A 15,412-nucleotide genomic window follows, 5' to 3' on the forward strand; every position below is an offset into this window, starting at 1 on the left:
CGTTTAACGACTGCTCTGTCCCTTTTGGCAGACGGCCCTGTCCCCGTTCGAAATCTGCACAAATAAGGTGTTGATTCCTGAGTGATTAATATGACAAATTTGGCTAATTTTAACATAGGGGACACGGTGAATTATGAAAAGGGACAGGGCATGATCAATTGGGGACGTAGTGAAATTCAATTTGACTACGTCCCGGAAGGAGAAAATATGAACGGATTTATCCATTCTACGGAGAGTTTCGGCTCGGTTGACGGCCCGGGTGTGCGTTTTGTTATTTTTGTCGCGGGATGTCCGATGCGCTGCCAGTTCTGCCACAATCCGGATACCTGGAACATGCAGGTGGGAGAGCAGAAGAGCGCGGACGAGCTTCTGGCGCAGGCACTGCGGTACAGATCATACTGGAAGGACGGCGGCGGGATCACTGTGAGCGGCGGCGAGCCTCTGCTCCAGATGGATTTCATGATCGAGCTGTTTCAGAAGGCGAAGGAAAAAGGGATCAACACGACGATCGACACGAGCGGCGCGCCTTTTACGAGGAAAGAGCCCTTCTTTGGAAAGTTCAATGAGCTCATGAAATATACAGATCTGCTGTTGGTGGACATCAAGCATATCGATGATGAGCAGCATAAGCTTCTGACAGGGCAAACGAACAAGAATATCCTTGACATGGCAAGGTATTTGTCGGAGATCGGCAAGCCGGTCTGGATCAGGCATGTGCTCGTGCCGGAGAGAAGTGATAAGGATGAATATCTCAAGGAACTTTATGAGTTTATAAAGACGTTAGGTAATGTCGAAAAAGTGGAAGTCCTGCCGTACCACACTTTTGGCGAATATAAGTGGAAAGAGCTGGGATATGACTATCCGCTGGCGGGGATTGAACCGCCGACGAAAGAGCGTATTAAAAATGCAAATGAGATCCTGCATACAGGGCAGGGGTAAGAGCAGGAGAAAACAATGCACATACGCGGGGATGGGACTGAAAGCAGGTCCTGTCCCCGCGTATTTTATCGTTTTATCAGCCAATAGCTGAAATTCCTCGGGAAATTAAAGATGCAGTATACAGAAATTACCCGGATGGATCAGGAACCCGTTTCATGCACCGTCCCCTTCGGAAATACCACCGTCACCCTCGTAAATTCCCCTTCCCGTGACTGGACCGTCAGCCCCAGTCCCAGCCTGTCACAGAGCGTTTTCGCCAGATACAGCCCCATCCCGGTGGAAGCGGTCTTTGAGCGGTCCGACCCGGTAAAGCCCTTTTCGAAAACACGTGGAAGGTCAGCGGCGCTGATGCCGCAGCCGTTGTCCTCGACCACAAGTACAGCAGAAGCAGGGGACTCTTCGCTGTATATCGAGAGGCGCTTCTTTGGCTTATCAAAGTATTTGACAGAATTCTGGATGATCTGGGAGAGGATAAAGCCGAGCCACTTTTCGTCTGTAAATACAACAGTATCTTTGATACGGATGTCCAGTTCTATGCCTGCGTCTAGAAAATAGCGCCGGTATTTCAGCAGGATATCATGTACCACATCCGGCAGGCTGAGCCTGCGGACAAAGTAGTCCTTCTCTGTATTCTCGCTTCTGGCATAATAGAGCATCTGCTCTACCAGATTATAGATGCGGTCAGTTTCCTTTTTGAGCTCATAATCCTTCATGTTGTCAAATGCCAGTGAGAGCGCGCTGATCGGCACTTTGATCTCATGCGCAAAGCTTTCGATATATTCCCTGTAGTCCTGCTGTTCTTCCACCGACTTTTCCAGACGTTCGTTCATGGCCTTGCACGCTCTTTTCAGGGCATAGTGATAGGCTCGGCTTTCAGGTTCCCTGGGGCTGGGGAGAACTTCCGCCGCGTACCAGGTTTCTTCCAGGCTGTCTGTCAGGTCCATGATCCGGGTCTGTCTTGCGGCCTGATGGCGGTAACGGAGCCAGTGAAAGATCAGACAGGCGCAGACAGAAAAGGCTGCAGCCAGGATAAGATAACCGTTCTGGAATCCCGCGGCGGCGAGAAGAAGGACTCCCACTCCCGTAAAAACGATATGAAAAAGGATGTCGCATATTTTAGTTTCTAAATAAAGGATAAAATTCACAGTTTCCAGCCCTTTCCCCTGATATTTTCCAGCAGGTGTGTGACGCCAATCTCTTTCAGCTTCCGCTTCAGCCGGGTCATGTTGACCATGAGTACATTTTCGTCCAGATAGAAGCGGTCATTCCATAGTTTTTCCAGAAGCTCATCCTTGCTGATAACTTTTTCACTGTTCATAAAGAAATAATACAGGATACGGAATTCATTCCGGGTCAGCTCCGTCTCTTTGCCTTCGTACCGGATGGCAGACAGGTGGAGATCCAGAGTGCATCCCTTTCTGGTGAGTTCGCGGAAACTGCCCGGATCATTCAGGCGGAGGGCCCGCCGGATCTTTTCGAGGAGGACCAGAGGATCGTAGGGCTTGGAGATGAAGTCAACGCCCCCTGCGCGGATGCTCATAAGTTCATCTGCCGAGGTATCCCTGCTGGTGACAAAGATGACGGGCGTCCGGGTCTGCGTGCGGATCCTGCGGCAGATGTCATATCCGTTTTCATAAGGAAGATTGACATCCAGGAGGATGAGGTCAGCGGAAAGCCTGGCAAGCTGCCCGGCGAGATCTCCAAAATCATCCGGCAGGATGGTCTCATATCCGTGCCTGGTGAGCAGCCGGGAGAGCTCCCGGCGGGTGGTAATATTGTCTTCTGCGATCACGATCCTCATGGAACAAAGCCCTTTTTTCTGTAAATCAGGATGGTTCCCGGCATCCCCGCCCGGGATCCTGTATCCCCGTACCCCGCATTCCCCGCCGGGAATTGTGTATCCCCGTGCCCTGCATTCCGCGGGAAATCCTGTATCCCCGTGCCCCGCACTCCCCGCCGGGAACCATCCTGTTTATTACTTTCTTAGTTATTATATCGCGCTTCCTGTATATTTCTCTTAAAACCGATGTACGTGGCGATAAAGTAGATCAGATACACCAGCAGGAAGATGCCGAGCCCTGCCAGGAAATACTCCAGGTATACCCACCTGCTGCTGAGGAATATGCTGTACAGCCGGTTTATGGAGAACATGCACAGAAATGTGATGAGCACTGGGTACACCACCGGCAGGCCGAACAGGATGAGGAGCTGCCTGCCGACCGTACGGCAGAGGCTGCTGCCGCTGACGCCAAGCCGGCTCAGGACAGTGTAGCGGTATTTGTGCCGGGAGGAGTCGCTTAAGGCCTGGACTGCCAGGATCGTGCCCGCGGTGGACAGGAAGATAAAGGCAAGGTACAGGCAGAGAGAAGAGACGATAGCAAGCATACTGTTCCCCTCCTCGACGATCTGCCCCCGCACAGTGACTTTGTAGTTTTGATCTACCGTGTCTCCGGACTCATCGGTGTATGTGAGATGCCAGGACATTTCGTCCGTGATCTTTTTCTTGAGGTCAGCAGTGGTCTCTTCCACGGTATCGATGACCAGGTGACTCTCTGCCGGCTCAAGATCCTGCACATACCGGTCAGGATAGACAGCGACGAAACTGGTGAGGCCTGTGAGAGTCAGCCAGTACCCGTTATCTGTGATCCCTTTCAGCCTTAAGGATGTGCCATCGGCCAGAGTAAGTGTGCTGAGATCCTCTTCCGCTTCTTCGAAAAGTGGGATCAGCTGGCGATCCGTGAGGATAAGGTATCCATTATCTTCCAGGGAGACCGGAGAAAGCCCCCGGAGCTTCAGCAGCTCATTGTATGTTCCCAGGCTAATGACGGTATCAAAATCTGTGTTGGAGCCCGGCACGCTGACAATAGGCTGAAGATGCATCCCCGGATCTTTGTATACATCGAAAAGATAAGATGAGCGGACCGTATAGTCTTCCTCCGTAAGAGCGATATAATCGCTGAGGATCTCCCTGTCCTCAGGATCGTCAAAAACCTGGATGTCATACGGTGATTCCAGCTCCAGGAGATATCCTGACATCCCCTGGTAGAGATAAGAGACGTTCAGGGAGAGGAGCGTGAGCACCACGAGCATGGAAAGCGTCCCCATGGTAATGCTCATGCTGCGCACTTTCGAGGAAAATGTCCTTGCGATGAAAAGGTGGTCTCCTGTATATTTAAGGGATCTCTTCCGCAGGACCAGCGTGAGCAGCATGTCTCCCGCAGAGACAGAGACTCCGTAAATGCTCAGGATGAACAGGAGGATGCCAAGCATGAGCCAGTACATGACGCTCTGATCGGAGCCTGCGTCCAGACTGAACTGAGAGTTCCACACAAGAAAGCCCAGGATACCCAGGAGCAGGCTGGCGCAGAAGAGGATATTTCGTTTCCGGGACGAGCGCAGTATTTTTTCCTCATTCTGTTTCTCCATATCGAGAAATCCGCGGATGGAGATGCGCCCCATTTTCCGTGTCATGTTCACAAGGACAAGAAGAAAGACAGCGGCAAAGCAGAGGAGGAGCGTTCCGGCGGGAGCAGTGCGGAACGTGATGAAGATCACTTCCGGGATCTCAAAGGCGCGGACTATGACCATGGAGATGACCTGGCTGACCAGGAATCCGATGGGGAAAGACAGCGCCAGGGCAAAGAGGCCGAGCAGTAAGATCTCTGTCAGGAACATAAGGATGACCCTGCCGCGGCGTATGCCGAGGAGAAGATACATGCCGAATTCCCGGCTCCGCTTTGTGAACATGAATTTTGTCGTATAATTGATGAGAAAGCAGATCACAAAGAGGATGATGATATTGATAAAATCCAGAACCATCTGGAAGGTGTTCATCCCTTCGGACAGGCCTGTGATCGCGTCCGATGATGCGACAAGCCCGAAGGAGAACATCAGGGAGAAGGAGAGGGTGACTGTAATGAGGTAAACCGCATAGTCGCTCAGGCTTCTCTTTGCATTCCGAAAGGCAAGTTTATATAACATTTCCCGTGTCACCTCCCAGCAGAGTCAGTATATCGAGGATTTCTGTGAAAAACTCTTTCCGGGTCTTCCCGTCCCTGCGTATCTCGGTAAAGATCTTCCCGTCCTTCAGGACAAGGATGCGTCCGCAGAAGGAGGCGCAGAAAGGATCATGGGTGACCATGAGGATGGTGGCTCCCAGTTTTTCATTGATGGATGCCATGGTCTCGAGCAGGAGACGGGAAGACCTGGAGTCCAGAGCGCCGGTGGGCTCATCGGCAAGGATCAGCTTTGGCTCGTTGATCAGCGCGCGGGCACAGGCGCAGCGCTGTTTCTGCCCGCCGGATACCTCGCACGGGAACTTCTCCAGGATGCCGCTGATCCCCAGTTTCCCGGCGATATCCCGCACCCTGCGGTCAATGACTTTCGGCGGGGTGCCGCTGATGATCTGCGCCATGGAAATATTCTCCCCGATGGTCAGCGTGTCCAGGAGATGAAAGTCCTGGAAGATAAATCCAAGGTTCTCCCTGCGGAAATCCGCCAGGTCCCGCTCCCTGACAGCGGTGATGTCCTTTCCGCTGACGAAGATGTGTCCGCTGGTGACACTGTCGATGGCAGCGATGCAGTTTAGAAGTGTCGTCTTCCCTGAGCCGCTTGCTCCCATGACTGCGGTGAATTCGCCCCTGTCGATGTGCAGGGTGATGCCGTCCACGGCCTTTGTGATATTCCCGTGGTTCCCATAATATTTTTTCACGCGCTCAAGCCTCAGGATCGGCTGCCCTTCCGCCTGCCGGCCGGGCGTTTTCTGAGCGGATGCTGTCTGTGTCTGTTCCATATGAAGTCCCTTCCTTTCCGGATGTTTTCAGGTTTTGCATAGTACTCCGGGCAGAGCCAGTCCGTCCCGGGAAACGGACAGAAACACTGCCGGGCGGAACGTATCGTTCCGGGATCAAGGTCATTATATCAATGGAAGAGAGAAAGTACACTTACAGTTTTGAAAGTCTCAGTGAAAGTCTCAGACTCCACGGAGAGACTCCACGGAGAAAATGTTCCTCTCGATTTTTCGGGGATAAAATGTTATAGTAGCTAATGTACGGACAGGCTCCCGGAAGGCTGCCGCGCACCGGGGGTTTTGACTTTTTATAGAAAAGAGGAATGTAAATAATGAATAAGAAAGAAATACTTGAGATCAGAAAGCAGTTCACACCGGCAAACTGCGCGATCACCAGGATCTGCGGCTGCTATGTGGACCATGAAAAGACGAAAAAGATGGAATCAAAGGACGCGTTCCTTTCGCTCCCGGAAGAAGAAGCGTTTAAATATTTTGATATTTTCAAAAAGACTCTGTCAGGGACCGTGGGGAAAAATATGCTGAACCTGGAATTTCCGCTGGACGCGGAGATGCCGGGCGGGACGCAGGAATTTCTCATGAAGCTCAGGGACAGTAAGCTGGAAGACGATATGCTTCTGGAGGAGTTCTACGACAAAGTCATCGCTACATACGATCATGCGGAAAATTATTATATCATCCTGATCCATGCCATGTACGATATCCCGGGGAAATCTTCGGACGGGCTGGAGATGTTCGATGCATCTGACGAGGTGTATGAGTACCTGCTCATGAGCATCTGTCCGGTGTCGCTTTCCAAGGCGGGACTGAGTTATAATGCGGAAGACAACCGGATCCAGGACCGGATCCGCGACTGGATCGTGGACATGCCGTCAAAGGGATTTCTTTTTCCGGCGTTTAATGACAGGAGCACGGATCTGCACAGTGTGCTTTACTATACAAAAAAATCCGAGGACCTGCAGCCGGAGATGATCGACCAGCTCCTGGGAGCAAAGATGCCGATGTCCGCGGATACGCAGAAGGAGACATTCCAGATGATCATCGAGGATACGCTTGGCGAGGACGGGGATTATGAGACTGTCCGAAATATCCACGAGACGCTCAATAATCTGATCGAAGAGCACAAAGAAGAACCGGAGCCGCTGGCACTTGACAAGACAGAGATCAAAAAGATCTTCGAGCAGAGCGGCGTGGACGCGGAAAAGATGGAAAGTTTTGACCGCAATTTTGAGGAGAATGCAGGAGAAAAGGCGTCCCTGCTGGCAACAAATATTGCGGAGACAAGGAAATTTAATATCGAGACCCCGGATGTGGTCATCAAGGTGAACCCGGACAGGGCGGATCTGGTGGAGACGAGGATCATTGACGGAAGGCAGTGCCTGGTCATCCCCGTAGACGACCACATCGAGGTAAACGGGATCAGTGTCAGGACTATAAAAATGGCGGGATCGGTCTTGTCAGGCAGTGCAGGAGATGCGGAGGATGACCTGTCATCTGACGTGCTCTGATCCGTGCAGGGCGTTCATGATAAGCCGGAATGTGATCTCAGCCATATGCCGCGGCGTCTCTTCATACTGGCCGTTCAGCCAGGTCTTGGTCAGGCCGATACAGCCTGACAGGCAGAAGGAATAAGAATACTTCAGGTCCTCAAGCTGATCGGGAAAGGTCACTTTCAGCACATTCAGGCAGTGGTCCGAGATGATGCCTTCGATCCTGTGCAGGAAGGAGATGTCCCCGTGCGGGCCAAGAAGGGCAGCGCATATGTCGCGGTTTTCTGCCAGGATCACAAAGATATCTTCTATAAATGGAAAGCTTTTTTCATTAAACGGGCTTACGGGATGAGCTTCGATCAGTTTTTCGATATCGTCCACAAGCCCGTTTTCAATCTTTTCCATCATATCGTAAACATCTGAATAATGCAGATAAAAAGTAGAGCGGTTGATATCCGCCCGTTCTACCAGCTCTTTTACAGTAATCTCACGGATGCTCTTTTCACAGAGCAGCTCTGCAAGAGATCGGCGCAGCAGCGCTCTTGTCTTACGTACTCTCCGGTCAGTTTCTTTTGCCATATCTGTGTCCTCCATGTGTTTTTTGCATCAGGTCCAAAGTGTGTCTCCGCAATCTTTACGGAAAATAGACAGAAATTTCTTTCCCTATCCATTAGGCAACATTTTTCGGAAAAGTTAATGGTTGCTGTCTGAAACTGGTTTTACTATAATACATCTTGTTACAAAAATCAACACAATATCTATTAATAGATTATATGTCTTTTACAACTGGAGAAAGACAGTGAAGGGAGAATGATATTTATGCTCAGGCAGGAGTGGAAAAAATTGTTTTCGAACAGGATACTGTTGGTCGTCACAGCTGCTGTAATCATAATACCGGCAATTTATACGACCCTTTTTCTCGGATCTATGTGGGATCCGTATGGGAATGTGGGGAAACTTCCGGTGGCGGTGGTGAACCATGACAGGCCGGCTGTGCTGGATGGCAGGACATTGCACATCGGAAAAGATCTGGCGGAGGAACTGAAAGGGAATGATTCCCTGGATTTTTGCTTCCCGTCAGAGGAAGATGCGGAAAAAGGGCTTGAGACTGGCAGATATTATATGGTCATCACCATACCGGAAGACTTTTCGGAAAACGCGGCTGCGCTGACAGCGCCGTCACCGGAAAAAATGGTCCTTCAGTTTAAGACAAACCCGGGGACGAATTATATTGCCTCTAAGATGGGGGAGACTGCGATGAAAGAGCTGAAAAATTCAATCCGTGAAGAGGTGACGAGGAGTTATGCGCAGGTCATGATCGATAAAGCAGCAGAGGCAGCAGATGGTGTGGCGCAGGCAGTGGACGGCATACAGAACCTCGATACAGGGGCTTCCAGCCTGGCAGGGGGGATCGCTGAGGCCGGAGAAGGCGGGGAAAAACTGGCATCCGGCACGGCAGCGGCTGATGAGAGTATGGTATCTCTGAGCAAAGGACTTTCCGTTCTTGAGGAGAAAACTTCCGGGCTTCCGGCTGCGGCATCTGCTCTTGATGAAGGGGCAGGCGCCCTCACAGATGGAGCGCAGAGTATTTCCCAGGGGCTGGACACTCTTTCCACCGGTGTCAGTGACCTTCAGGAAGGCGCAGACGCTCTGAGCGCAGGGCTCAATGCAGTGACAGGAGAAGGGGGCGCCCAGTCCGCACAGCTCCGCAGCGGGGCGGCAGCGCTCAGGGATGCGCTGGGCGCGATCATCAGCACGATGCCCACAGCGGACAGCGGCCCGGCGGACATCACGGGCGATCTGTCTGGCCTTGCCGCTGAGCTGTCGGCATTACAGCAGCAGGCAGCGGCTCTGTCCCAGGGGATCGATGCATATACAGCGGGAGCAGACACAGCGGCGGATGCGGGTTTACAGCTCGCGGCAGGGGTTACTCAGCTCCAGGCTGGAGTGGATTCTCTGAGATCCGGTATGTCTGACTTAAACAGCGGGATCATCAGCCTGAGATCCGGTACTTCCAGCCTTGCGGAAAGTGCGCCGGCCCTGACAGAAGGGATCACCCAGGCTGCCGGCGGGGCAGAACAGATACAGCAGCAGGGGACACTGGCGCTGCGCCGGGGCGCGGCGGATCTGGATAATGGGCTGGGACAGCTCGGAGAAGGAGCTGCTGACTTAAAAAACGGTACTTCCCTTCTGGCTTCGGAAGCTGCCCGGATCAGTTCAGAGACAGAGATTTTTTCAGATGGCAGCCGGGAGCAGAGAGAGGAGATCGTGGACATGTTTGCCGCGCCTCTTGAGATCGAGGAGGAACAGGTTACGTATGTGGCAGATAACGGACATGCCATGGCGCCGTATATGATGTCAGTGGGGCTGTGGGTAGGCTGTATCGCGTTCTGCCTGATGTATCCGCTTACAAGCTGCCCGGGAAAACCGGGATCCGGTGTGAAATGGTGGCTCAGCAAAGCTTCCGTGCTCGCTGTGACCGCTGTTCTCCAGGCAGCGGTCATGCTGGGCGCCCTCGCTTTCTTTGATGGATTTGAGCCGGAAAGAGCTGCGCTTACTGCCCTGACAGCATGTACCGCGTCTGTGGCGTTTATGTCTGTGATGTATTTCTTTACCAGTCTCCTGGGAAGGGTGGGAAGCTTCCTGATGCTGGTGTTCATGGTGGTGCAGCTTGCGGGTTCCGCGGGGACATATCCATTGGAGATATCGGGAAGTTTTGTGCCATATCTGCACAAATGGGTGCCGTTCACGTATACGGTGACAGCATTCCGCAGCACGATCAGCGGCGGAGAGGATATCAGCGGCTGCCTGTTCTTTCTCCTGGCTCTGACAGTGGTCTTTACAGTCCTGACAGTACTGGAGTTCCGGATCAGGGCAGCAAGGATCGGAAGAGGGGACAGGACGCTGATCGGATGGCTCGAAGCACACGGGCTCGCGTGATAGATGGCTTAGGAGATGGGACAGATACAGGAAAGACATAGGAAAGATACAGAACAGATATAGGACAGATATAGGACAGATATAGAAGAAAGGAAAGAGTATCCGGGAATCATGCCACACACATGGCAGGCATCCCTGGATACTCTTTCTTTTTCTAATTAAAAATCAGCAGAAATTATGAACAAACCGTGAAATCTAAATAAAATAATTGACTTTATTGTACAATACTACTAGTATATCATTTAGTTATCTAACTAATTGATGGAGGGAAAGGTAATGATCCAGTGCGATATGAAAGAAATCCCGATCCTGGGACTCATCGGTATCGTCTCACATGGCGCCGTGAACACGGCGCGGGGGATGTACCGGGAATTCGACCTGAACCGGAGCCAGGCGAGCGTGCTCTTTATGCTCCACCAGCAGGATTCCATGTCCCAGAAAGAACTGGCGGCAAAGCTGAATATCACAGCGCCGTCCATTACGTCCATGATACAGAAGATGGAGCGGGATCAGTACATCACCAGGGAACCTGACCGGCATGACCAGCGCGTCATGAGGCTGACCCTGACTGAGAAAGGAAAATCGTGCATCCAGGCTGTAAAGGACGTTGCGGACCGGATGGAGGACATCATGTTACAGGGGATGAGTCTGGAAGAGAAGCTGCTTTTCCGGCGGCTCCTGATCCAGACAGGAGAAAATCTTATGAATCATGAAAGGAAAGAAAAGGAATGAAAAATCTATTTATGTACGCGGCAGTACACTGGAAATCCCTGCTCGCGATCATAGCGGTCCTGTTTATCCAGGCGTACTGCGACCTGTCTCTTCCTGCCTACACATCGGATATCGTAAATGTAGGTATCCAGCAGGGAGGGATCGAAGATCAGGTCCCGGAGGCGCTGAGGGCAGATGAGATGGAGAAACTTCTCCTCTTTGTGCCGGAAGAAGACCAGGGGACAGTCCTGGACGCCTATGAGACGGACAGCAGCACCTATGATACAGAAGCCTATGTGCTCAGGGAGAGTGCTGCGGAGGATGAGGAGCAGATGGACACCCTGTCTGATATCCTTGCCGGTCCGATGATGCTGACAGCGGGCTTTGAGTCCGGCAGCGACATGACAAAACAGATCGAAGCACAGCTGAAAGAAAATATCCCGGCACAGATGGCAACGGACGATATGACCGTGTTTGATATCCTGAAAATGATGCCGGCAGAACAGAGAGACGCTCTGATTGAAGAGATGGAGAAACAGATGGACGATCTCCCGGACACCATACTGGAGCAGGCGGCAGTCAGCTATGTGGGGACAGCTTATGAAGCCCTGGGCATGGACATGGATGAGATCCAGATCCATTATCTCCTCGTTACCGGGGGAAAGATGGTGGCGCTTGCATTCCTCGGGATGGCGGCGAGCGTTCTGGTGGGCTTCCTGGCTTCCCGCGTCGGGGCTGCGACGGGCCGTGACCTGAGAGGAAATGTCTTCCGCAAAGTCGTAGGATTTTCCAACAATGAGTTCGACCATTTCTCAACGGCTTCCCTGATCACAAGGAGCACAAATGATATCCAGCAGATCCAGCTCATCGTTGTCATGCTGCTGCGCATCGTGCTCTATGCGCCGATCCTGGCGATCGGAGGGATCATACAGGTCTTCCAGACGAATGTATCCATGTCCTGGATCATCGGGCTGGCTGTCGTGCTGATCGGGCTGGTCATCCTTGTCCTGTTCCTGGTGGCAATGCCGAAATTCAGGATCCTCCAGACACTGGTCGACAAGGTGAACCTGGTCATGAGGGAGATCCTCACCGGGCTCCCGGTCATCCGCGCGTTCAGTACGCAGAAGCACGAGGAAGAGCGGTTTGACGATGCCAACAGGATGCTGACAAAGACGAACCTGTTCGTGAACCGCGCCATGACCTTCATGATGCCTGTCATGATGCTGATCATGAACGGAGTGTCCGTGCTGATCATGTGGAACGGCGCCCACGGCATCGACGAGGGGCAGATGCAGGTCGGGGATATGATGGCGTTCATCCAGTATACGATGCAGATCATCATGGGATTCCTGATGCTGTGCATGCTGTCGATCATGCTGCCCAGGGCTGCTGTCGCAGCGGACCGTGTGGAGGAAGTGCTCTCCAGCAGGACGGTCATCCACGACCCGGAGCAGCCGAAAGAATGCTCAGATACAAAGAGAGGGCTGCTCGTGTTTGACCACGTATCCTTTAAATATCCGGGCGCGGACGAAAACGTGCTCCATGACATTACCTTTACCGCAAAGCCTGGGGAGACGACGGCAATCATCGGAAGTACGGGAAGCGGGAAGTCTACCCTGGTCAACCTGATCCCGAGATTTTATGATGTGTCAGAGGGAAGCATTACCCTGGACGGCGTAGATATCCGCGAAGTGACCCAGCATGAGCTGAGGGAGAAGCTCGGGTATGTTCCCCAGAAGGGGCTTCTCTTCTCAGGAGATATCGCTTCCAACATCATGTTCGGAAACCCGGACGGGAGCGAGAGCGAGATGATCGAGGCGGCGGAGATCGCGCAGGCAGTGGAATTCATCGACGCGAAGCCGGATGGCTACCACAGCCATATCGCCCAGGGCGGATCCAACGTTTCCGGCGGGCAGAAACAGAGACTGTCCATCGCCAGAGCGATCGCAAAGCGCCCGGAAGTATTTATCTTTGACGACAGTTTTTCTGCCCTTGATTTTAAGACAGATGTAACTTTGAGAAAAGCGCTGAAGAAGAGGACAAAAGACAGTACAGTCCTGATCGTGGCACAGAGGATCAGCACGATCCTCAATGCGGAGCAGATCATTGTCCTGGACGACGGAAAAGTAGCAGGCATCGGAACCCATCAGGAATTACTGAAGAGCTGCGAGGTATATCAGCAGATCGCGGCATCCCAGCTATCTGGATCAGAGCTGGCGGCGGGGACGGCTGAGAAGATGCCGGGCGGAGAGGACCGCACGGAGAGTCAGGATCCTGCGCCGGGCGCTGCATATACAGGAGAGGAGGTGCCCAGTCATGCCTAGAGGTATGGGAGGTCCCCATGGAAAAAACATGGCGGGCGAAAAAGCAAAAGATTTTAAAGGAACCATAAAAAAACTGATCCGCTATATGAGCGCCTTCAAGGTGCATATGTTTTTTGTCGCAGTCTTTGCGGTCTGCGGTACGGTCTTTAATATCGTGGGTCCCAAGATACTCGGAAAAGCGACGACAGAGATCTTCAACGGGCTGGTGAGCAAAGTGTCAGGCGGCAGCGGGATGGATTTCGGGAAGATCGGAAGGATCCTTCTGATCACCCTCGGTCTGTACCTGATCAGCGCCCTCTGTACTTTCATCCAGGGCATCATCATGACCGGCGTCTCCCAGAAGACGACTTACCGGCTGAGGAAAGAAATCTCGGAGAAGGTCAACCGGATGCCCATGAACTATTTTGACACAAAGCCCGTAGGAGAAGTGCTCTCCCGCGTGACCAACGATGTGGATACCCTGGGGCAGAGCCTGAACCAGAGCGCCACCCAGATGATCACCTCAGTGACCACCCTGATCGGTGTGCTGATCATGATGCTTTCCATCAGCCCTCTGATGACGCTGGTAGCGCTCCTGATCCTTCCGGTATCCGTGATCCTGATCTCGTTTGTCATGAAGCATTCCCAGAAATATTTCCGGGGACAGCAGGCATATCTGGGAAATGTAAACGGACAGGTGGAAGAGATCTACAGCGGACACAATATCATCAAGGCATTTAATAAAGAAGATGATGTGATCCGGGAATTTAATGATACGAACGCAAAGCTCTATGACTCTGCATGGAAATCCCAGTTTTTCTCCGGGATGATGATGCCGGTCATGCAGTTCATCGGCAACCTGGGGTATGTGGGCGTGGCCATCCTGGGCGGTTTCCTCGCCATCAGGAACGCCATCGAGGTCGGAGACATCCAGTCCTTCATCCAGTATGTAAGGAACTTCACCCAGCCGATCCAGCAGGTGGCTCAGGTCACCAACATGCTCCAGCTTACAGCGGCTGCGTCTGAGAGGGTGTTCGAGTTCCTCGACGAGGAAGAGGAAGACCAGACAGTGCCGGACCCGGTATCCATCGAAGGGCTTCAGGGCAATGTGGAGTTCGACCATGTACACTTCGGGTACAGTCCGGATAAGATCATCATCAATGACTTCTCTGCGAAAGTAAAGGAAGGCCAGAAGATCGCGATCGTAGGTCCTACCGGAGCGGGCAAGACAACAATGATCAAACTGCTCATGCGCTTCTATGATGTAAACAGCGGCGCGATCAAGATCGATGGGCATGATGTCCGCAGCTTTAACCGCAGCGAGCTCCGCGAGATGTTCGGGATGGTGCTCCAGGATACCTGGCTGTTCCATGGAACGATCATGGAGAATATCCGATACGGAAAGCTGGACGCCACGGACGAAGAAGTCATCCGCGCAGCAAAGGCAGCGCATGTGCACCGTTTCGTGCAGACACTTCCGGGCGGCTATAACATGGAGCTGAACGAAGAGGCAACTAACGTCTCCCAGGGACAGAAGCAGCTCCTCACCATCGCCAGGGCGATCCTGGCGGATCCGAAGATCCTGATCCTGGACGAGGCGACCAGCTCGGTAGATACCAGGACAGAAGTCCTGATCCAGAAGGCAATGGATAACCTGATGAAGGGCAGGACCAGCTTTGTGATCGCCCACAGGCTGTCAACGATCCGCGACGCAGACCTGATCCTCGTCATGAAAGACGGAGATATCGTCGAGCAGGGGACGCATGAGGAACTGCTCGCCCGGAATGGATTTTATGCAGACCTGTACAATTCACAGTTCGAGTCAACAGACCAGACGTGTGCGTGAAATCTGGATTTGAGGGGGAGCCTTCCTTGTGAATATGACGTCCGAAAACCGTTGATGTGATGCGGGACGTTTTCGCGGCGGACGGGGATATGGCTCAGGTTCCGGTTTTCTGGGTTCATCCGATCGGAAGGTCCCCGCAGGCAAATGCAGGATTTCGAAAGTTGGATGAAAGGGGAACTTCTGTGGCGAAACAGGAATTTTTTATCGGACGGAAGGTGACGCGGACTTCCGGGAGAGGGTTAGCCGTTCGATTTGGCCCAGCAAGCTGTGCCTCTCTTGTGATAAGTTTCTGCCGGCAAGAGTGGTTTTATCTTTTGGCGGGAAAGTTCGTCTATTGTTGTATGTTTTTGCTGGCTGGGGAGCGGTTGTCTTTTGC

The 15,412-nt window shown here is 52.6% G+C and carries 11 protein-coding genes; 6 read left to right on the forward strand and 5 right to left on the reverse strand.

The genetic code is table 11. The annotated features are described in order from the left end of the window. Positions 1-207 precede the first annotated feature (207 nt). Positions 208-939: a pyruvate formate-lyase-activating protein gene (gene pflA, locus B5G27_RS14585; RefSeq protein ID WP_087179580.1), complete on the forward strand. Its 732-nt coding sequence runs from the start codon at positions 208-210 to the stop codon at positions 937-939. A gap of 140 nt (positions 940-1,079) precedes the next feature. Here pflA and B5G27_RS14590 read toward each other — a convergent pair whose 3' ends face one another. The 4 genes from B5G27_RS14590 to B5G27_RS14605 form a co-directional block, all read right to left on the reverse strand. Further along, positions 1,080-2,084: a sensor histidine kinase gene (locus B5G27_RS14590; RefSeq protein ID WP_087179581.1), complete on the reverse strand. Its 1,005-nt coding sequence runs from the start codon at positions 2,082-2,084 to the stop codon at positions 1,080-1,082. Continuing rightward, entirely contained in the window at positions 2,081-2,740 is a 660-nt protein-coding gene (locus B5G27_RS14595; RefSeq protein ID WP_087179582.1) for a response regulator transcription factor, read from the reverse strand. The genes B5G27_RS14590 and B5G27_RS14595 overlap by 4 nt, the downstream gene beginning before the upstream one ends. 182 nt (positions 2,741-2,922) lie before the next feature. Further along, positions 2,923-4,920, reverse strand: coding sequence for an FtsX-like permease family protein (locus tag B5G27_RS14600; RefSeq protein WP_087179583.1), 1,998 nt, complete (start codon positions 4,918-4,920; stop codon positions 2,923-2,925). Continuing rightward, positions 4,910-5,731 (reverse strand): ABC transporter ATP-binding protein, encoded by an 822-nt coding sequence (locus tag B5G27_RS14605; RefSeq protein WP_087179584.1) that lies wholly within the window; start codon positions 5,729-5,731, stop codon positions 4,910-4,912. Before B5G27_RS14605 ends, B5G27_RS14600 begins: the two co-directional genes overlap by 11 nt. Before the next feature lie 329 nt (positions 5,732-6,060). Here B5G27_RS14605 and B5G27_RS14610 point away from each other — a divergent pair, with 329 nt between their 5' ends. Beyond that, on the forward strand, positions 6,061-7,254 hold the full coding sequence (locus B5G27_RS14610) for a DUF4317 domain-containing protein (protein ID WP_087179585.1): 1,194 nt from the start codon (positions 6,061-6,063) through the stop codon (positions 7,252-7,254). Here the strand turns inward: B5G27_RS14610 and B5G27_RS14615 are convergent. After that, entirely contained in the window at positions 7,237-7,815 is a 579-nt protein-coding gene (locus B5G27_RS14615; RefSeq protein ID WP_087179628.1) for a TetR/AcrR family transcriptional regulator, read from the reverse strand. The genes B5G27_RS14610 and B5G27_RS14615 overlap by 18 nt on opposite strands. Before the next feature lie 240 nt (positions 7,816-8,055). On the opposite strand from B5G27_RS14615, the gene B5G27_RS14620 reads away from it, so the two are divergent. The 4 genes from B5G27_RS14620 (at position 8,056) to B5G27_RS14635 (ending at position 15,036) form a co-directional block, all read left to right on the forward strand. Continuing rightward, complete coding sequence (locus B5G27_RS14620) at positions 8,056-10,176, forward strand: YhgE/Pip domain-containing protein (protein WP_162611264.1); 2,121 nt, start codon at positions 8,056-8,058, stop codon at positions 10,174-10,176. 276 nt (positions 10,177-10,452) lie between these two features. Further along, positions 10,453-10,908: a MarR family winged helix-turn-helix transcriptional regulator gene (locus tag B5G27_RS14625; RefSeq protein WP_087179587.1), complete on the forward strand. Its 456-nt coding sequence runs from the start codon at positions 10,453-10,455 to the stop codon at positions 10,906-10,908. Beyond that, complete coding sequence (locus B5G27_RS14630) at positions 10,905-13,211, forward strand: ABC transporter ATP-binding protein (RefSeq protein ID WP_087179588.1); 2,307 nt, start codon at positions 10,905-10,907, stop codon at positions 13,209-13,211. The genes B5G27_RS14625 and B5G27_RS14630 overlap by 4 nt, the downstream gene beginning before the upstream one ends. Continuing rightward, complete coding sequence (locus B5G27_RS14635; RefSeq protein ID WP_087179589.1) at positions 13,204-15,036, forward strand: ABC transporter ATP-binding protein; 1,833 nt, start codon at positions 13,204-13,206, stop codon at positions 15,034-15,036. The genes B5G27_RS14630 and B5G27_RS14635 overlap by 8 nt, the downstream gene beginning before the upstream one ends. The last annotated feature ends 376 nt before the right edge of the window (positions 15,037-15,412 follow it).

It is taken from the genome of Lachnoclostridium sp. An76, assembly GCF_002161355.1.
GTDB lineage: Bacteria > Bacillota > Clostridia > Lachnospirales > Lachnospiraceae > Mediterraneibacter > Mediterraneibacter caccavium.